Annotated in this window: 22 protein-coding genes and 1 riboswitch; of the genes, 6 read left to right on the top strand and 16 right to left on the bottom strand. The window is 52.3% G+C overall.

The features are described from left to right. Positions 1–15 precede the first annotated feature (15 nt). Positions 16–543, bottom strand: coding sequence for a GNAT family N-acetyltransferase (locus tag CTT34_RS04775; RefSeq protein WP_254436455.1), 528 nt, complete (start codon positions 541–543; stop codon positions 16–18). Between the two features lie 105 nt (positions 544–648). Then, positions 649–1113 (bottom strand): OsmC family protein, encoded by a 465-nt coding sequence (locus CTT34_RS04770; protein WP_159341421.1) that lies wholly within the window; start codon positions 1111–1113, stop codon positions 649–651. A gap of 198 nt (positions 1114–1311) precedes the next feature. On the opposite strand from CTT34_RS04770, the gene CTT34_RS04765 reads away from it, so the two are divergent. The 3 genes from CTT34_RS04765 to CTT34_RS04755 all read left to right on the top strand — a co-directional run bounded on the left by CTT34_RS04765 (position 1312) and on the right by CTT34_RS04755 (position 2799). Beyond that, positions 1312–2133, top strand: a complete 822-nt coding sequence (locus CTT34_RS04765; protein WP_159341420.1) for an aldo/keto reductase — start codon at positions 1312–1314, stop codon at positions 2131–2133. 163 nt (positions 2134–2296) lie between these two features. After that, positions 2297–2548: a type II toxin-antitoxin system Phd/YefM family antitoxin gene (locus tag CTT34_RS04760; RefSeq protein WP_159341419.1), complete on the top strand. Its 252-nt coding sequence runs from the start codon at positions 2297–2299 to the stop codon at positions 2546–2548. Continuing rightward, a complete protein-coding gene (locus CTT34_RS04755; RefSeq protein ID WP_016914643.1) occupies positions 2545–2799 on the top strand; it encodes a Txe/YoeB family addiction module toxin in 255 nt (84 codons plus the stop codon). The genes CTT34_RS04760 and CTT34_RS04755 overlap by 4 nt, the downstream gene beginning before the upstream one ends. 71 nt (positions 2800–2870) lie before the next feature. Here the strand turns inward: CTT34_RS04755 and CTT34_RS04750 are convergent, their stop codons facing one another. From CTT34_RS04750 to CTT34_RS04715, 7 genes are all read right to left on the bottom strand, one after another. After that, on the bottom strand, positions 2871–3248 hold the full coding sequence (locus CTT34_RS04750; protein ID WP_159341418.1) for an Ltp family lipoprotein: 378 nt from the start codon (positions 3246–3248) through the stop codon (positions 2871–2873). An 899-nt stretch (positions 3249–4147) separates the two neighbouring features. Beyond that, positions 4148–4792, bottom strand: a complete 645-nt coding sequence (locus tag CTT34_RS04740) for a DUF2971 domain-containing protein (RefSeq protein ID WP_159341417.1) — start codon at positions 4790–4792, stop codon at positions 4148–4150. A 183-nt stretch (positions 4793–4975) separates the two neighbouring features. Then, positions 4976–5395 carry a syntaxin family protein gene (locus CTT34_RS04735; protein WP_159341416.1) on the bottom strand — a complete coding sequence of 140 codons (420 nt, stop codon included), beginning with the start codon at positions 5393–5395 and terminating at the stop codon, positions 4976–4978. Between the two features lie 107 nt (positions 5396–5502). Further along, positions 5503–6306: a hypothetical protein gene (locus CTT34_RS04730; RefSeq protein ID WP_159341415.1), complete on the bottom strand. Its 804-nt coding sequence runs from the start codon at positions 6304–6306 to the stop codon at positions 5503–5505. A gap of 20 nt (positions 6307–6326) precedes the next feature. Beyond that, the gene (locus tag CTT34_RS04725) at positions 6327–6782 is read right to left on the bottom strand and encodes a TIR domain-containing protein (protein ID WP_159341414.1); all 456 of its coding nucleotides are present in this window, start codon (positions 6780–6782) and stop codon (positions 6327–6329) included. Between the two features lie 88 nt (positions 6783–6870). Then, complete coding sequence (locus tag CTT34_RS04720) at positions 6871–7275, bottom strand: hypothetical protein (protein ID WP_159341413.1); 405 nt, start codon at positions 7273–7275, stop codon at positions 6871–6873. Continuing rightward, positions 7272–7772, bottom strand: a complete 501-nt coding sequence (locus CTT34_RS04715; RefSeq protein WP_159341412.1) for a DUF4760 domain-containing protein — start codon at positions 7770–7772, stop codon at positions 7272–7274. The genes CTT34_RS04720 and CTT34_RS04715 overlap by 4 nt, the downstream gene beginning before the upstream one ends. 242 nt (positions 7773–8014) lie before the next feature. Here CTT34_RS04715 and CTT34_RS04710 point away from each other — a divergent pair, with 242 nt between their 5' ends. Further along, positions 8015–8545, top strand: coding sequence for a phage integrase N-terminal SAM-like domain-containing protein (locus tag CTT34_RS04710; RefSeq protein WP_254436454.1), 531 nt, complete (start codon positions 8015–8017; stop codon positions 8543–8545). Here the strand turns inward: CTT34_RS04710 and CTT34_RS04705 are convergent. Further along, positions 8472–8660 carry a tautomerase family protein gene (locus CTT34_RS04705; RefSeq protein ID WP_159341411.1) on the bottom strand — a complete coding sequence of 63 codons (189 nt, stop codon included), beginning with the start codon at positions 8658–8660 and terminating at the stop codon, positions 8472–8474. The genes CTT34_RS04710 and CTT34_RS04705 overlap by 74 nt on opposite strands. Before the next feature lie 198 nt (positions 8661–8858). Continuing rightward, a riboswitch (TPP riboswitch) is annotated at positions 8859–9013 on the top strand. A 79-nt stretch (positions 9014–9092) separates the two neighbouring features. On the opposite strand from CTT34_RS04705, the gene tenA reads away from it, so the two are divergent. Both tenA and thiC read left to right on the top strand, forming a co-directional pair. Further along, the gene (gene tenA / locus CTT34_RS04700) at positions 9093–9761 is read left to right on the top strand and encodes a thiaminase II (protein ID WP_159341410.1); all 669 of its coding nucleotides are present in this window, start codon (positions 9093–9095) and stop codon (positions 9759–9761) included. A 23-nt stretch (positions 9762–9784) separates the two neighbouring features. After that, complete coding sequence (gene thiC, locus CTT34_RS04695; protein ID WP_159341409.1) at positions 9785–11701, top strand: phosphomethylpyrimidine synthase ThiC; 1917 nt, start codon at positions 9785–9787, stop codon at positions 11699–11701. Positions 11702–11759: 58 nt separating this feature from the next. Here thiC and CTT34_RS04690 read toward each other — a convergent pair whose 3' ends face one another. The 6 genes from CTT34_RS04690 to CTT34_RS04665 form a co-directional block, all read right to left on the bottom strand. Further along, a complete protein-coding gene (locus CTT34_RS04690; RefSeq protein ID WP_159341408.1) occupies positions 11760–11945 on the bottom strand; it encodes a CsbD family protein in 186 nt (61 codons plus the stop codon). Positions 11946–12053: 108 nt separating this feature from the next. Beyond that, positions 12054–13154 carry a DUF2955 domain-containing protein gene (locus CTT34_RS04685; protein WP_159341407.1) on the bottom strand — a complete coding sequence of 367 codons (1101 nt, stop codon included), beginning with the start codon at positions 13152–13154 and terminating at the stop codon, positions 12054–12056. Then, positions 13144–14205, bottom strand: a complete 1062-nt coding sequence (locus CTT34_RS04680; protein ID WP_159341406.1) for an HlyD family secretion protein — start codon at positions 14203–14205, stop codon at positions 13144–13146. The genes CTT34_RS04685 and CTT34_RS04680 overlap by 11 nt, the downstream gene beginning before the upstream one ends. 173 nt (positions 14206–14378) lie before the next feature. Then, complete coding sequence (locus CTT34_RS04675; protein ID WP_159341405.1) at positions 14379–14918, bottom strand: porin family protein; 540 nt, start codon at positions 14916–14918, stop codon at positions 14379–14381. Positions 14919–15070: 152 nt separating this feature from the next. Further along, complete coding sequence (locus CTT34_RS04670; RefSeq protein WP_159341404.1) at positions 15071–15580, bottom strand: porin family protein; 510 nt, start codon at positions 15578–15580, stop codon at positions 15071–15073. A 130-nt stretch (positions 15581–15710) separates the two neighbouring features. Continuing rightward, positions 15711–16631: an EamA family transporter gene (locus CTT34_RS04665; protein ID WP_159341403.1), complete on the bottom strand. Its 921-nt coding sequence runs from the start codon at positions 16629–16631 to the stop codon at positions 15711–15713. Positions 16632–16635 lie beyond the last annotated feature (4 nt).

The raw sequence follows: 16635 nt of genomic DNA, 5'->3' as shown, positions 1-16635 counted from the left end.
TCCTTTTTCCGAGAGTTACCTCATGACTTTCTCAAAGCCAAAAAACTCAAGCTTATGCGCCTTACTACCCCGCTCTTCATCATCGGGTAAGGGGTAATAACGGTTATAAAAAGAGACAATTTTAAAACCACACTTATTGACATAAAAGTGGATGTTTCGCTTTTCAAAATAAGGCGTGTGGGTCATCCATACCCGCGTTTGCGGGTACGCCTGCTCGATGGCTTGCCAGGCACGATAGCCCACGCCACGCCCGTGGGTGCTGGGTAAGAGATAGAACAGATCCAGCGCGTTGTGCTGAGTGGCTTCGTCAATGGTCACAATCGCGCCGCCCACTTTCACGCCGTCTAGCAGTATGTGATGCACCACGGCATCTGGTGCGGTAAGAGAGTTGTCGATATCGGCGTCGGAAGGAATCAAGCTCGCTTCCACTGCGCCAAACGTCTCTTCCACCGCCACACTAAATGAGGCTTTTAACTCTTGCTTGAACGCTTCAAATGCCGATGCGTCTGCCAACGCCAGCGTGACGTTAGAGGTATCTTCCATGGCTACGCCTATATGCTCAATGAGCGTGACTAACCCACCGTTTAGGCTAACCGCTGCCATGACGTTTTGCTATACCATGCTCCAGCAGCCAACGACTTAACGACTTTAATGCTGAATCTCGGTCACCACATCGGTCTTAACCGAGTTAGCGATAAAGCACTTTTCATGGGCAGCATGATGAATCTGCTCAAGCGCCTCCATTGAGGGTGGCTCTCCTGCAAACACCGCCTTTGGCCGCAGCGTGACTTGGGTCATGGCGATCTTCCCATCGCTGCCCTTCTCCATCACACCCACCGCGTTATCCACGTAGCTTTCCACGACAAAACCCTGCTGCGCGGCAATGGCGAGGAAGAACAGCATATGGCAACTGGAGAGCGAGGCCACAAACGCCTCTTCCGGGTCGACGTTGGCCTCGACCGAATAAGGCAACGGCACCACATGAGGCGATGACGACGCAGGCACGCGAACGCCGCCATCAAACACCCACTCGTGCCCACGGCTATAGCGCTGATCTAGAAAGGCTTCATCGGCCCCACGGGCCCACTGAATAGAAGCGGTGTATTCGGCCATTTGGGTTCCTCTGGTTCATTGAAAGCTGCCACTAGGGTCGGAATGGGTAGCTTCTGACATGATCTCAGAATTGTGCTCATTGATCTTCTCTCGTTCACCACCTTCAAAGCGGATCGTCTACGATGGGAGCATGAACGGCGATGGCCTTGGGCAGTCAGAACCACATCACAGCAGGAAATGACACTAGGAGAGTGAGATATGCAGACGATTGAGCTAGGCGGCGTCAGCGTACCCCGTATCGGCCAGGGCACCTGGCATATGGGTGAGAATGCCGGGCAGCGGCAGGCTGAAATCAGGGCGCTGCGTGAAGGTATAGACCTGGGCATGACGCTGATCGATACCGCCGAGATGTATGCCGAAGGCGGCGCTGAAGAAATCGTTGGCGAAGCCATTCGCGGGCGGCGCGATGAGGTGTATCTGGTTAGCAAGGTTTACCCGCACAACGCCAGCACCCAAGGTGTTCAAGCCGCCTGCGAGCGCAGCCTGCGCCGATTGGGCACCGATACGATTGATCTATATCTGCTGCACTGGCGCGGCCAGTACCCGCTGAGCGAAACCGTGGAAGCGTTTGAGCGGCTGCGCGAACAGGGCAAGATCCTGCGCTGGGGCGTGTCAAACTTCGACGTTGACGACCTAGAAGAACTAAACGCGCCCGCTTGCGCCACCAATCAGGTGCTCTACAACCCCGGCGCCCGGGGCATTGAATACGACCTGCTGCCTTGGCAAGCCCAACGCCACATGCCGCTCATGGCCTACTGCCCCATCGGGCAAGGCGGCGCGCTACTTCGTGACGCTACTCTGCAACGCATCGCCGACAAACACAGCGCCACCCCCGCGCAAGTCGCGCTTGCCTGGGCACTGCGACACCCCGGCGTGATCGCGATTCCTAAAGCCGTAAATCTGGACCACCTTAAACAGAACGCTGATGCAGATGACGTTAGGCTCGATGACGAGGATTTGGCAGAGATTGATGCCGCCTACGCGCCGCCAACACGCAAGCAGGGTTTAATGATGGTGTGAGCAATCGCCTATCAACGGCTTAGCGTGGGATACGATTCATGGGCATCATCTGCTCAACCGCTGTTTTTAAGCGGAGAAAACCGAACGCTGCGAAGCCAATTGGCAAACCCCAACCTGTACGCTATTCTGTACGTTAACAACATCGCGTACAGGAGCACCCTTTATGGATGCCATCAGCTACACCGCCGCTAGAACCAATCTAGCAAAAACCATGGAGCAGGTCTGTGAAGACCACTCTCCTATGATCATCACCCGCAATAAGGCGCAATCCGTGGTCATGATCTCTCTCGAAGACTACGAAGCACTGCAAGAGACAGCCTATCTCCTGCGCGCGCCCAAGAACGCCCGCCGTTTACTGGAATCCGTTGGCGAGCTGGAGCAAGGGGGCGGTCAGGAAAAGGAGCTTCTTGAATGAAGCTCATCTTTTCCGAGAACGCCTGGGAAGACTATTTGTACTGGCAGAAAACTGACAAAAAGATTCTCAACCGAATCAACAAGCTAATCAAAGAAATCAAGCGAGAGCCATTTGAAGGAGTCGGCAAGCCAGAACCCCTTAAACACAGCCTCGCGGGTTACTGGTCTCGGCGAATCAACGAAGAACACCGCATCGTTTACAAGGTCACGGACGACGCTTTGCTTGTTGCCCAGCTGCGGTATCACTACTGATTTAACATTACGTCTAGCTGCAAGTAAGGACATCGATTCCTGAACGCTTTGTCAGGACTTACAGTTGGCTATTAGCAAGCACCTGCTTGTCGTGCCCCGTAGGTGGCTTGACTCTCGGTATACCAATCGCCCGCACTGGATGAAAGTTGCTCAATAAGGCCTTGGCAAGAGAAGCCCATCATATTGAGGTACTGCTGTGCAGACTTAGCCGCTTGCTTGTTCCAATCAATATCGAGACTATCCACTGCCACGGTTGCGTCGGCAACCTCATAACCATCGCCAAAGTCTGATGAGAGCTGCTGAATAAGCCCGCTTCGGGAAAAGCCCTGCATACTGAGATAAAGATTCGCAGATCTAACGGCATTATTCTGCGGCCCTGTAAGGCTTTCTGCCCATGTCGGCGTGGCGGCAAACAAAGTAATCATCATCACTAATTTCAAGATTTTCATTATTATTTCTCCGTTTATTTATGGTGTGGCTCGTATCTTTAGTTTACTCACAACAACAGACTCAAAGTAAAATTTAGAAGCTGGCCGGACGAGGAACACCGACAGCGCCACGATTATGCAAATACCACTGATCGTAGAAGGAGTTGCATATCGTCTAGTCCCGCTCGGAAACCGAGTTAACTTTCATGGTAGTAACGCCTTGATGTTTTGATCCGACAGATCGCTAGCCAACAGCTTATTCCATTTTTCACAGGACGCGATCCATTGCTCTGCTTTAAAAGGGGCTTCCTTCGCCATTTGCTGAAATGTTTCAGGCCCTTTCTCTTTTGCCAGGCTGGAGCTGATCCTTATAGTTAATCACCACCATGGCGTTCTGATCGTAGTTGTAAACCTTGAAGCGCAGCATGCTGACCACTCTCCGTCTGTTTTCTCAGTCCTGCCAAAACCTGGCTGTCAAAGGGGTTTTCTACAGCCTCAACGCCGCCAGCAGGCGACCATTTGTAGTGGAGCGAAGCGCAACGAAAAATGGGTCGCGCTGCCTGGCATTGTTATGCATTATCCAGCGAATGCTAGTATTAATCTTGATACAATGACCTACTGAAATAGCGTGCATGCCAAATACTCTCAGGTGCTTTTCATTTTACAAAAAACAACTTATCAGCTTACCTCTATGGCCGAAAAGGAATATTTGATTTTTCCACAACCACGTCATCGTAAGAGTGAGCCTTCAGAAGCTCTTTAATTGATATATAATTCCGATCGAAGTCAACTCCAGGGCCAATGACAATTCGCTTTATGGGTAGTCTCGGCACTTCTCCATCCTTAAGCAAACTTAAAGACAATGGAATATAAGGAATTAAATCACTACCTCTTGCCCTAAATCGGAGGGGCTTTTCGTTCTAAAAAAGATCATTGTCATCGCCAGAATAGGAGCATACTAAACGGCTTTCTTGCTCTTCACTATAACTTGGATCTTTAAAGGATTTCGCTAAAACGCTCAATGTGAACACCCATTCATCGAACATCATATCTTTCCATTTACTAACGGAAGATACAAACAGATCGAGAAGATCGAAAGCGATTTCTTCGAGACCATTATCTCCATATATCACGTCGTAATATGAAGCAACTTGTGGATGTGGTAATAAACCCTCAAGACTTAGTCCAACAGCGTAACCTTTACCGAAGCTACCATATCCTCGCCATTGACTCAGAAGATCTCCGTTCGCGGAGAGGCTAGTACAGAAGCTAGAATAATTTGAATTCGGATTTCGAAGTGCATCTTTTAATCCTTTAATTACTTCGCGTTCAGTATTATTTATTCCGCCAGGTTTCGATTCCATGAGGCTAATTAGTCGTTCGGGTAGAAATGATCCTTCTGATGGATCATTAAGGAAACGAATGTCGGTAGCCCACAAACGACCATTCTGAATTATACCAAGCAAACCTTGAGCATCTGTATAGTGGTAGCGGAGTCCATTGTTTCGCCACCCATACCTAGGAAGCTCGTGTTTCTGATGCAAGTAACCGAGTAACACCATCATATGTGGGCACTTTATAACTTCCTCACGGGAACATAGCTTATCGTAATCGTTCTGCACGCTTTTTTTGTTAGACAAGCTTAACCCCCAGAGTTATTGAATAATTTTTCCGGATGCATAACGCCAACCATCAGCGGCGCGCGCCTTTGGCGCGTCCGCTGGATGGTTTTGTTAGCAATATGATTTCTAGATTTCGACTGAATCAGGATTAGAGATAATATAGTCATCCCTTTCTTTTTCCATCCAAGGCACATAGACCATATCAATCTGTCGATAGTCCTGAATTACATCCAATAATGTGTCAGGTGCTGCCCATGGACAAAAAATAACTCCACTTCTAAAAGCAGTACGCCTGGTTCTGTCGCCCTCTAAATTGATAGAGATGCGGCGTCCCTCTAAAGTGAAGTCGATTGCTTTTTCTTTAATGAGTTTCTTTGTGAATTTTTCGCCCAAAACATCCATCATGATGCCTCGTGCATTGTCTAATAAACCAATTCTGATAAGCAAAGACTTGTGCTCGCTTTGAAATGTGAGCTCTAAAGCTTTGACAAAACCTTTTTTGAAAGCTTCAGTATCACCGCCCCAGGCATTTACGTGATATTTCATAAAATATCCTTGATGATATTATTTTTAAAGATGGCTAACGCCAGCCGTAACCGGCGAATTTGTAGTGAGCAAATCGAACGAAAAATACGTCCGCGTTTACGGCCTTGTTAGACAACATTGATAGATAGCTCAAAATCATGCCAGTCATCTTGCTCAGTGCAAAACACTTTACCCGTAATCTTATGCGTACCAACTGGTGCGTTTGATAAAGCAAGAAGATAGAACCTGTCATTCCGATTAGTTATTACATGCTTATGCAGCAGTCGATCGGCCCAGAAATATACTGTATGCTCATTTTTTAGATAGCAAGCAGAGATGCGATTCACGTTTGCTCGGAGCAACGCCGCATGATCTAGATCAAGGTTCATCCTTGATATACCTCCGAATATTGATGCGCCTCTTATTGCATCAGTAGCTTTCGGAGCGGTTGGAATTGGCATATTCGGCCTAGTTGGTACATCACGTTCTTTTGGAAGGTTCTCAACACCCAATATCCATTCAGGTAGTTCCATCTCTACTCTGATATCTGATGCGGATGCAGTTCCGTCGTTATCAACTGTAAGGGTGACTGGGCAAACATTATTGACATTACGATTGACCAAGAAGTCGTTTCCTTTCTGCTCATCGGAAAGTTCCTCGATAAATCCTTCAGCTCGTTTTCTGAAACTTTCTTTCTTATCATCCCACTTTGGATCTATGCTCCCATCTGCTTCATTAACTAAGGTGATTTCTTGCTTGATTCTTTCCACCACCTCTGTGTTGTCTGTTGCTCTCTTTAGCGTTATTTCACAGGAATCTACGCCAGATTCAATATCAGCAGAATTTTCGACACTTAGATAGTTCCACAAGACTTCTAATACCGGGGACTTAATTCTAGAACGAGCCTTCCCTTTTTTTAACAGTTCTGACAATCGAGACCCGAAATGCTTTGCTAGATTGTTGCGCGCATCGGATTTTTTTCATCTTGTTCCAAGCGATAGCCGATCCTTCTATGCTGGCGTATATCAAAGGGCAAGTCCTCGTCTGTTCCATAGTGTTCATTACAGAACAGGATTATTTTATCCCATCCTAATAGAGCTATCGCATACCCGAGTTCCAATAGTACGTTTGGATTGGGTGATGGCCGTTCATCTTCGTTCAATATGCCGGTAACTATGGAAATATCTGCAACAAAAGCATCGCTGGCCTTAATTTTATCAATTAATGTTTGAGTTATGTTTGGCGAACCAGGCACATCTTTGGTATCCCTATCAATGGTTGGTTCTAAATCATAAAGATCAGCTCCATTGCTGTTCTTGATAGACTTTTCAATAACGGACTCAATAAAACCGCGATTAGTATTGTTGGGCAAATCTGATTGCCATGAATAGAAGATTACGTACTTCATCTCTTTCCTTGTCTAACGCCTGCAGCATGCGCGGCTTTGAAATGAAGGCGAAGCCGCAATGGAAAAGGCGTCGCCGTGCCTGCATTTGTTAGGGTTTCGTTTCGATTAAGGTTGAGAGCCACGATGACAGCTGGTCTTTTGCAATTACAAACACAATAATTAGGAGCAGAGAATATAGAATATTACTCACTACGCCACTACCTACGGAAAACCAAAAAGAGTCTTTTGTCGCCTTAGACTGTATTGGCTTTAACTCACTTTGAAATTGTCTGGACAGCATATCTTCAGCAGTTCTAACATGCGCAACCAGATTTCCTTGCGACAACAGTGTTTTTTGAATTGCATCGATGCTGGTTTGGTCACCATTTGCATCTTTAGAAAGGTCTTCAAATTGCTGCCTATAAATACTATAAGCTAAGTCTCTTACAACCGTATTCTTGTCCTCGCTATTACAATAATCTGAAATAACCTCAAAAGGAGTTTCTTTGCTCATAATGCACTCCTTTTGTAATAGCCTTTCTCCCTATGCGCCCACATACGAGCTAATTGTTCTAACTTAATGTACTGACTAGATGACAAGAACTCTTCTCTTGATTCATAGACAAATCTCTGAATAATATCGTAAAACCTAGGCAGCGCGCCTCCCATTTGCGCAAACGCCACATCTTCGTCATATATTCCCGACAAAATCCCAAAGGATAGATTTTCTAGCGTATTTAGAGTGGAATACAAAGATGCTCTCAGCTCTGGGTCTTCAAATATCGCATGCATATCACCTCTGTAATGCTGGTGAAGAACCTGGCTCATCGTCTTTGTAACTTCACTCGGGAGCTCCATAGCTTCAAGCGTTCTCTCCATACGGTTAGCATGTGTTTCACGCATATAAATTCTTTTGATGATTGAGACCTGCATTGCGAGATAGAGCACAGCAACAGCAGACATCGCGGACATCATTAGAGTCATTAACTCTATAATCGAAAAACTGGACACGAAAACTCCTTATTGACCCAATTGTTTTAAACCCTAACAGTGATTATACGCCCTGCCATGAAACCTCAATGAACGTGACATCACAATGACTGAGGTTTCATAGCCACCAAATTGAATCTACCTCATTGATTCTACAGCGTGCAAAGAGAATTTTGGCGATGTAGCCAAAATTCGCGGGCTTGCGCGTTTTGCTCGCCTCAATAACACTGCTTTTATGAACAGCATTATTGAGGCATTCTCCCATGAAACTGATGGAACGCGTCAAGGCAACCATGAGGGTCAAGCGCTATAGCTTACGCACCGATAAAACCTATTGTTACTGGATTCGATTTTACATTCGGTTTAATAATTTACGTCACCCTGCCACCCTAACAGGTCATGAAGTACGGCAATTTTTGGAGTATCTGGCAATCGAAAGGCACGTGGCAGCGGCTACACAGAATCAAGCACTCAATGCCATCGTCTTCCTTTATCGCCATGTGCTGGACCAGCCGCTTGGCGAGATTGGTCAATTTAGCCGAGTTAAGCGCCCTCAGCGCTTACCTGTCGTGCTTTCCCACGAAGAGGTCATGGGTGTGTTTGAGCATCTGTTCGGTTCCATGCTTCTAATTGCAAAACTTATGTTAGGTTCGGGGTTACGAGCCTCAGAGTCATATCAGCAACGTATTAAAGAAATCGACTTTTCTCGAATGGAAGAAGTCAAGATCGCTCAGAATGTAGCTTCCCACCTTTGGCCCAATGCTCGTCGTCAAAATCTTGTAGAAATATTGTGACTGCCTCAGGGCTTGTTCCATATGCTTCTGAAAAGGCTTCGGTTATCCGCTTTACCAAGAGCTCACGTTGCTCTTTTGTTCTACCAGGGGATTGCTGGACGGTTACGATTGGCATATAGCTCTCCTAATCAAACCAAAGATATATACAGGTTTTAATAGGGCAGGCTATACAAACTTAATAAGCCTGCCCCGCTCATTGAGATTATGGAAAATCCTCACTTAACTCTACCCCCTCCCTCATATCCGAGCAAAGCCTAAGTCGAACCATCCCCCCCTTGCATCTCCCCCACCCGCCTCCTACACTCCACCCACGAACAGCTTGACGGGGTGCCGGTGATATCCGGCTGAGATGGCGCAGGGTGAGCTTTTAGCTACCGAGCGCTGGTCCCGCTGAACCTGATCCGGCTAATGCGCTGCTTTATGAATGGCGGCGCGGGTACCGGCGTAGGGATCAAGCGATGGCCGCGGCGCACCTTTACGCCACCCTTCCGTGCCACTCCCTCGATCTTTTTCGCCTGCCCTCCGGATCATTACCACCGGAGGCACCATGGGCTACCGCTTTACCGATCTCACCACCGCTTGCCAAGACGATTGGCGGGCTTATATCGAGCACGACTTCGTGCGCCAGTTGGGCACTGCCACGCTGCCCGAAGCGTCGTTTCGTCACTACCTGAAGCAGGATTACCTGTTTTTGATTCACTTCGCCCGCGCCTACGCGCTGGCTGCCTATAAAAGCCCCACCCTCGCCGATCTTCGCCAAGCCCATGAAGGCTTGAAAGCCATTGTGGATGTGGAGCTGGGCCTGCACGTGGGCTTTTGCCAGGAATGGGGCATTAGCGAGCAGGAGCTTGCCGAACTCCCTGAGGCCCGCGCAACGCTGGCCTATACCCGCTATGTGTTGGATACCGGCAACCGGGGCGACCTGCTCGATTTGCACGTGGCGCTGGCCCCGTGCCTGGTGGGCTACGGTGAAATCGCCAACTGGCTGAACGAGCAACCTTCCACGCTGCGCGGCGCGCAAAACCCGTTTGACGCCTGGATCGCCATGTACGAAGGCGAGGAGTTCCAAGCCGCTATGCAAGCGGAGCTTGCGTGGCTCGATGCCCGCTTGGCGGATGTTACCCCCGCCCGTTTTGCTGAGCTAAGCAAGATCTTCCGCGATGCCACCCGCCTGGAAATCGACTTCTGGCAGATGGGTTTAGACCTTTCTGAATAATGACCAACAACAAGGACACCGTCATGACCAAGACCGTCAAAAGTAAAACCGCGCACTTTTTAGCCGAAACCGCCCAGGTAGATGCCGCCGCCGTGGCCCCGCTTCCCGGCTCGCGCAAGGTGTACGTGGAAGGCTCGCGGCCGGATATTCGCGTGCCGTTTCGGGAAATCACCCTCTCGCCTACCAAAACCAGCGGCGTGGATGAACAGAACCCACCATTGCTGGTGTACGACACCTCCGGCCCCTACACCGACCCCAGCGCCAACATCGATTTGCGCCAAGGCCTGCCGGAGCTGCGCCGGGCCTGGATTGAAGAGCGCAACGACACTGAGTTTCTCGATGGCCCCACCAGCCAGTATGGCCAGCGCCGCGCCAACGACCCTACGCTGGCCCAGCTGCGCTTTGATTTAACCCGCACACCCCGCCGGGCAAAAGCAGGCAAGAACGTGACCCAGCTGCACTACGCCCGCCAGGGCATCATCACGCCGGAAATGGAGTTTATCGCCCTGCGGGAAAACCAGCGCCGCCAAGCGTTGGGTACGGCAGAGGTGGAGCGCATTCTGGGCCATCAGCATGCGGGCCAGAGCTTTGGGGCCAGCCTGCCCAAAGAGATCACCCCAGAGTTCGTGCGCGATGAGGTGGCCCGTGGGCGGGCGATTATTCCCAACAACATCAACCACCCGGAAAGCGAGCCGATGATCATCGGTCGTAACTTCCTGGTGAAGATCAATGGCAACCTGGGCAACTCGGCGGTCACCTCTTCCATTGAAGAGGAAGTGGACAAGATGACCTGGGGCATCCGCTGGGGCGCGGATACCATCATGGATCTCTCCACCGGCCAGAACATCCATGAAACCCGCGAGTGGATCATCCGCAACTCGCCGGTGCCGATTGGTACGGTGCCCATTTATCAGGCGCTGGAGAAGGTCAACGGCATTGCCGAAAACCTCACCTGGGAGATCTTCCGCGATACGCTGATCGAGCAGGCGGAACAGGGGGTGGATTACTTCACCATTCACGCAGGGGTGCTGCTGCGCTACGTGCCGCTCACCGCCAACCGCGTCACCGGTATTGTCAGCCGTGGCGGTTCCATCATGGCGAAGTGGTGTTTGTATCACCACCAGGAGAGCTTCCTGTACACCCACTTCGAGGAGATCTGCGAGATCTGCAAGCAGTACGATGTGGCGTTCTCGCTGGGCGACGGCCTGCGCCCCGGCTCCATTGCCGATGCCAACGATGAAGCGCAGTTCGCAGAACTCGAAACCCTGGGTGAACTGACGAAGATCGCCTGGAAGCACGATGTGCAGGTGATGATCGAGGGCCCCGGCCATGTGCCCATGCACTTGGTGAAGGAGAACATGGATAAGCAGCTGGAGTACTGCGACGAAGCGCCCTTCTACACCTTGGGGCCGCTGGTGACGGATATCGCCCCCGGCTACGACCACATTACCTCCGGCATTGGGGCAGCGATGATTGGTTGGTTTGGCTGCGCCATGCTCTGCTACGTGACGCCGAAAGAGCACCTGGGCCTGCCCAATAAAGACGACGTGAAAACCGGCATCATCACCTACAAGATTGCCGCCCACGCAGCGGATTTGGCCAAGGGCCACCCAGCGGCGCAGCGCCGTGATAACGCGCTCTCTAAAGCGCGCTTCGAGTTCCGCTGGGAAGACCAGTTCAACCTGGGCCTAGACCCAGACACCGCGCGGGAGTACCACGATGAAACCCTGCCGAAGGATTCCGCCAAGGTGGCGCACTTCTGCTCCATGTGCGGGCCAAAGTTCTGCTCCATGAAGATCAGCCAGGAAGTGCGCGATACCTACCGCGACCGTACGCCGGAAAACGCCGCTGAAGGCGATGCCGAAGCGGTGAAACGCGGAATGCAGGAGCAGGCGGAGAAGTTCCGCCGGGAAGGCAGCGAGCTTTACCAGGAGGTGTAGCCTTTAAACACAACAACCGGAGCCATTGGCTCCGGTTGTTCGTTCTGCGCAACAAGAATTACTTTTTCTTCTTGGCGCCCTCTTTGGCATCGCCCTTGCCTTTTTGCAGTTCGCCTTTGGCCTGTTGGGCTTTACCTTTGGCTTCGGTTTTGCTGCTACCGGTGGCCTTGCCTGCTGCTTCTTTTACTTTACCGGCGGCTTTGTTGGCCGCACCTTTCGCTTTATCTTCTTTGCCACTTGCCATGACGAACACCTCTAATCCGTTAGTAGGGAAATGGCCGCTCGCTGTGCGTCTTACGACATCAGCGTCGACTCTTTTTCAGCGTAGCTCTTTGTTAAAAAGTTGCCTCAACTACTTTTCGGGCAAGCGCGTGGGTTCCCAGCGGTTGAGCAGGTAGTGCAGGCAAATCATCACCGACAGCGTGCCGATCAGCGCCACGCTCATGGAAGAGAAACGGTACAGCGCGCTGTAGACCAAGTCTTGCTGCGGCCCTAACGACTGACCAAACAGAATCCCCATGGTGGTCAGCCCACCAAACCCAATGCCTGAGCCGCCACCCTCCAACATATGCTCCCTGGCAAACAGCATTAGTCCCAGCCAATAGAGCAGAATCACCAACAAAAAATGGTGGCTCTGGGTGTAGAGTGCCAACTGCATGACCAGCGCGAGATTACAGCCTAGCAGCGTACCGACCGCACGCTTGGCTGCCGATGCCTGAGCGCCGAAATAGCCCAGCGTGAACAGAATCAAGATGGTGGCCATTTGCGCCGAGAGCGAACCGCGTAGGTCAAATACCTGAAACACCACAAACGAGAGCGTGGCGGTGATGCCGCCAATCAGCGTTTCATGGCGGATTTGTGCCGCCGTTTTACTGCCTCTGGGCGGCGGCTGGCGTGGCTCTACATCGGGAAACAGGGTGTACATCAGCATGGCGATAAACACCGCCAGCACGCTGGCCATGAGATTACTGGCCAGCAGATCACTTAAATCCACCCCCGGATAGCTGGCAAAGTGCAGCAGAATACTGAGCGTCAGCACCCCGTTGGCACCGAACAGAAACAGCGGGCCTTTGGCCATTAGGTTAAAGCGCAGCAGAAACAGGCCCAGCACCACCAGTGTCATCACCACGGGCATATGTTTTAACAGCCCAACGACCAAGCTGACTTCCAGCACGTTGAGGCTCACGTTGGAAAGAAACTGGCGAATGATCGAGCCATTTAACACCGGCACCAAGCCCAACAAAAACATAGGGAAGACGGTAAAGAAGACGCCATAATTCCACCCCATCAGTTGGCTGATGATAAACCCCAACGTGCCGCCACCCGCGACTCGTAGACACTGGCGAAGTCCGTTCTGGCTAAGCGCCGAGGGAACCGGTGCCGAACGAGTGGCGGGGGTCGCCGCGTGTGGCTTTGAAGTAGCCAACGATCTCGCCAACCGTCTAATAAACATAGTGCAGCCAGCTAATGAGATGCGCCTGCAGCCAAGCAAACGGCTTTGCCAAGGCGTGCTCGCCGGGCACTAATTGCACCGTGGCCCGCGCACCGCTGGGCGGGAGTTCTTCCAGCGGTTCATCCAGCACGACGTGAATTCGCACCCGCTGGGCGTCGCGCACCCAGCGGTCAGAGGTAGGAATGTCCACCAACTGCCCGTCGGCGGCCTGCTGCCCTTCTCGCACGCCAGCATCGAACGCGCTCACGTGGCCTGCAAAAATACGCCCCGGCAGCGCATCAAATACGATCTTTGCCTCATCACCAGGAGCCACGTGGCGCAGGCTTTTTTCGCGAAAATCAGCCACCACGTCGACATTGCTGGCCACCAGCGCCACGGCAGGCTGGCCTGCCTGCACGTAATCCCCCGGCTGGAGCTGAAGGTTCGTCACTTCCCCCGCTTCCCGCGCTCTGACCGTGGTACGAGCCACGTCCAGCTCGGCTTGCGCTAGTGCATTGTTAGCCTGGCGCAGCCGTAGGTTGGCATCGCCCTCTTCGCCTAGCTGTACTTCCAAGCTATCGATTTGCGCACGAGCGGATGCCACGGCAGCTTGGGCCGTATGTTCAGCGGCCACTTGCTGTTCATACTGCTGGCGGGAGATACCCTGCCGGCCCAAAAGCGCCTCGGCGCGGCGGCGCTCACCGCGGCGCTCATCAAACGTGGCCTGAGCTGATGCCAGCGAGGCCCGCGCCGCCGCCAGTTCGGCGGTTAGCCGAGCGTTCTCCTGCTCAGCTTGCTCGCGATTCAACTCCGCCTGCTGCCGAGCAAGCTCGAACGGTGCCGGGTCCAGGCGAAACAGCACATCACCCGCTTCTACCCGCTGGTGGTCACGCACCACCACGTCTTTCACCGGCGCGCTAAGCTCCGGTGCAATCCGCGTCACGGGCCGCATCGCCCGCGCCTCCGGGGTCATGGGCATAAAGCTATCGGCGAGCAAGAAATAGACAAACAGCACCACAAACGCCGCCAGGGCTATTTTCACCCAGCGGGTAAATCGTTGATCAGGGGTCATTAGCGTTTCTCGTTCACTGTTCCCAAACGGTCATGGCCCTTGGGTCGCGTTAGATGGAATACTTTAGTCTAACAAAATTATTAGCACGCTAACAATATGGATTTAAAAAACCCGCTGCCGAGTCTTGGCTCAGTCAGCGGGGTATGACGTAACCCGTTGTGGTCGCTGCTCGCTTAGAAGCGGTAGCGTAGGCCAATGCTGTAAGCGTCTAGATCATAGTCTGCTTGGCTCAGGTAACGAGTGACATCTGCGCTAATCGCCAGGGTGTCGGTGACATCGACTTCTGCGCCTGCACCGAAGGAAACGTCGTCATCGCGGCCGCTCTCGTTCAGGCCAAAACCACTGGCGGTTAGTTTGACTTCCGAATAGCCTAGAAGACCAAACAGGCGGGCGTTGTCGCTAAGCGGAACGATACCTTTCAAAAAACCGCCCACTAAGTAGTCCAGTTCAACGTCTAGCCCATAAATGTCGTCTGAGCCGCCAGTGGCCCCGTGAAACTCAACGGCCAAGTACTCATCCAGCTTCATGCCTGCCACCAAACGCAGGCCCACTGAATCATAGCTCTCGTCTATACCCTCAAAATCTAACGTCCATGCCATTGCGTCTGCGCCTACGTACCCCTTGGGGTAGCCCGCATCGAAGGACTGCGCATGGGCGGTGGCGCTCACGAACAGAGTAGAGGCAATCGCAAGCGCTTTGGCTGATGTTTTCATGTTATTCCCTTGGTTTTAATACTTTTAGCGTCGTAAACAGCGGAGATACATTAACTAAAATTAATCGTTGTTGCAAAAAACCCCCGCTGCCGAGTCTTTGCTCAGTCAGCGGGGTCGTATTCCCTTGAAGCAGCGCTTAGCGCGCTAGAACATCAGAAGCGGTAGCGAAGGCCTATGCTGGCCGCATCAAAATCGTAGGCGGATTCGTCCAGGTAGCGCATGTAATCGGCCCCAACGGAGACGTTCTGCGCAATGTCCATTTCGGCACCCGCACCGTAAGAGAGGCCGCTTTCGCGATTGTTGCTGATCTCGACTTCAGAGAAACCCGCAAGGCCATAGAGACGGAAGTTGGGCGCCACGGGGATGATGCCTTTGGCATACGCACCCGCTAGGTGGTCTAGATCGGCACCGCGATCCGAGCCGCCGGTGCCCAGGTGGCCTTCCAGGGCGAAGTAATCATTGAACTGAGCACCGCCGCGCAGGCGCAGGCCGACGTCATCGCGGGAGTCGCCGCTCTCAGGGTTCAAGCTCCAAAACATGGCATCGCCACCCACGTATCCTTGTGGGTATTGAAAGGACTCTTGGGCTTGGGCGGATGCCGCGAACGCACCTGCACCCGCCAAAAGCGCTGCAGAGGTCAGTGATAGTACGGTCATCTTCATGGGGATCACCTCAGTTAAAAAACAGTGTTTCCTTACACTTCGAAGTGTGGCCCAGCCCCCTGAAGAACGCAATTCACCCGCTCACGCTTGCATCGAGTTTCCTTTTTTCTTGCGCTGTTCATGACGTTTTCTAGCGCCCTTTCGACAGGCTCAGTACGACGATGCCCCCGACCACCACCGCGCCGCCCACGAGCTGGCTAGGGCTGAGCATTTGCCCAAGCACCAGATAGGCGATCAGCAGCGACGCCACCGGCTCGAAATTCATCACCGGCGCGTTGCGGGCCATATCCAACCGAGGCACGAAAATAAACAGAATCGAGAACCCGCTGCCATAGAGCAGCGCCAGCAGCGTTAGCCCTACCCAGCCGGTGCTATTGTCCGGCAAGCTCATGCCGCCCGGCACGGCCCCTAAAAACCCACCAATGATCATGGCGATAAACACGGTTTGCATGGTGAGCAGGCTGCGCAGCGTACTGCCTACCCCGGCCAAACGATGCTCGGTCACCCACAGCGCACAGGCAAACGCGAACGCGGCAAATAACCCAAAGCCAATGCCTGCCAGCCACTCCGGCCCCATTGCATCGGCGTTGGCCACCCAACTGGGGATATCCAGCACCACCAACAGGCCAATCAGAATAGTGCCCATAATCAGGCAGCTACGAAGCGATGGCCGAGGCCCGCCCAGCGCCCAGCTAATGAGCGCCAGTTGAATAGGAAAGGTATTCACTAGCAGCAGCGCAATCACCACCGGCAAGCGCGCCACAGCGGAATATAAGCTGACACTTTGCAGGGTAATAAGAAGTCCCACCGCGAGCTGCCAGCGCCACGCTCCCGGAGGCAGCCAAAGGCGCTTTTTCTGAAGGATGACCAAGGAAAGCAGAATCAAGCAAGCCACGCCTGAGCGCATCAACACCGCTAAAAGCAGCCCCGTGCCGTTATCAAACGCCAACCGAGCTGAGACGTGGTTCGCAGCGAACATCGTCGCCACCGTCATCATCAGCAGAATGGCAAGATGACGGGGTAATAGGTTGGGGCTAGAAATCGAGGACATAGGA

The sequence above is a fragment of the Halomonas meridiana genome (genome assembly GCF_009846525.1).
GTDB lineage: Bacteria > Pseudomonadota > Gammaproteobacteria > Pseudomonadales > Halomonadaceae > Vreelandella.
The sequence above is the reverse complement of the archived record's forward strand: the minus strand, read 5'-3'. Positions and strand labels throughout refer to the sequence as shown.

Excerpts from the sequence above, each read along its gene's own strand:
- CTT34_RS04775 (WP_254436455.1), bottom strand. The coding sequence starts at position 543 with ATGGAAGATACCTCTAACGTCACGCTGGCGTTGGCAGACGCATCGGCA.
- CTT34_RS04770 (WP_159341421.1), bottom strand. The coding sequence starts at position 1,113 with ATGGCCGAATACACCGCTTCTATTCAGTGGGCCCGTGGGGCCGATGAA.
- CTT34_RS04765 (WP_159341420.1), top strand. The coding sequence starts at position 1,312 with ATGCAGACGATTGAGCTAGGCGGCGTCAGCGTACCCCGTATCGGCCAG.
- CTT34_RS04760 (WP_159341419.1), top strand. The coding sequence starts at position 2,297 with ATGGATGCCATCAGCTACACCGCCGCTAGAACCAATCTAGCAAAAACC.
- CTT34_RS04755 (WP_016914643.1), top strand. The coding sequence starts at position 2,545 with ATGAAGCTCATCTTTTCCGAGAACGCCTGGGAAGACTATTTGTACTGG.
- CTT34_RS04750 (WP_159341418.1), bottom strand. The coding sequence starts at position 3,248 with ATGAAAATCTTGAAATTAGTGATGATGATTACTTTGTTTGCCGCCACG.
- CTT34_RS04740 (WP_159341417.1), bottom strand. The coding sequence starts at position 4,792 with ATGATGGTGTTACTCGGTTACTTGCATCAGAAACACGAGCTTCCTAGG.
- CTT34_RS04735 (WP_159341416.1), bottom strand. The coding sequence starts at position 5,395 with ATGAAATATCACGTAAATGCCTGGGGCGGTGATACTGAAGCTTTCAAA.
- CTT34_RS04725 (WP_159341414.1), bottom strand. The coding sequence starts at position 6,782 with ATGAAGTACGTAATCTTCTATTCATGGCAATCAGATTTGCCCAACAAT.
- CTT34_RS04720 (WP_159341413.1), bottom strand. The coding sequence starts at position 7,275 with ATGAGCAAAGAAACTCCTTTTGAGGTTATTTCAGATTATTGTAATAGC.
- CTT34_RS04710 (WP_254436454.1), top strand. The coding sequence starts at position 8,015 with ATGAAACTGATGGAACGCGTCAAGGCAACCATGAGGGTCAAGCGCTAT.
- CTT34_RS04705 (WP_159341411.1), bottom strand. The coding sequence starts at position 8,660 with ATGCCAATCGTAACCGTCCAGCAATCCCCTGGTAGAACAAAAGAGCAA.
- tenA (WP_159341410.1), top strand. The coding sequence starts at position 9,093 with ATGGGCTACCGCTTTACCGATCTCACCACCGCTTGCCAAGACGATTGG.
- thiC (WP_159341409.1), top strand. The coding sequence starts at position 9,785 with ATGACCAAGACCGTCAAAAGTAAAACCGCGCACTTTTTAGCCGAAACC.
- CTT34_RS04690 (WP_159341408.1), bottom strand. The coding sequence starts at position 11,945 with ATGGCAAGTGGCAAAGAAGATAAAGCGAAAGGTGCGGCCAACAAAGCC.
- CTT34_RS04685 (WP_159341407.1), bottom strand. The coding sequence starts at position 13,154 with ATGTTTATTAGACGGTTGGCGAGATCGTTGGCTACTTCAAAGCCACAC.
- CTT34_RS04680 (WP_159341406.1), bottom strand. The coding sequence starts at position 14,205 with ATGACCCCTGATCAACGATTTACCCGCTGGGTGAAAATAGCCCTGGCG.
- CTT34_RS04675 (WP_159341405.1), bottom strand. The coding sequence starts at position 14,918 with ATGAAAACATCAGCCAAAGCGCTTGCGATTGCCTCTACTCTGTTCGTG.
- CTT34_RS04670 (WP_159341404.1), bottom strand. The coding sequence starts at position 15,580 with ATGAAGATGACCGTACTATCACTGACCTCTGCAGCGCTTTTGGCGGGT.
- CTT34_RS04665 (WP_159341403.1), bottom strand. The coding sequence starts at position 16,631 with ATGTCCTCGATTTCTAGCCCCAACCTATTACCCCGTCATCTTGCCATT.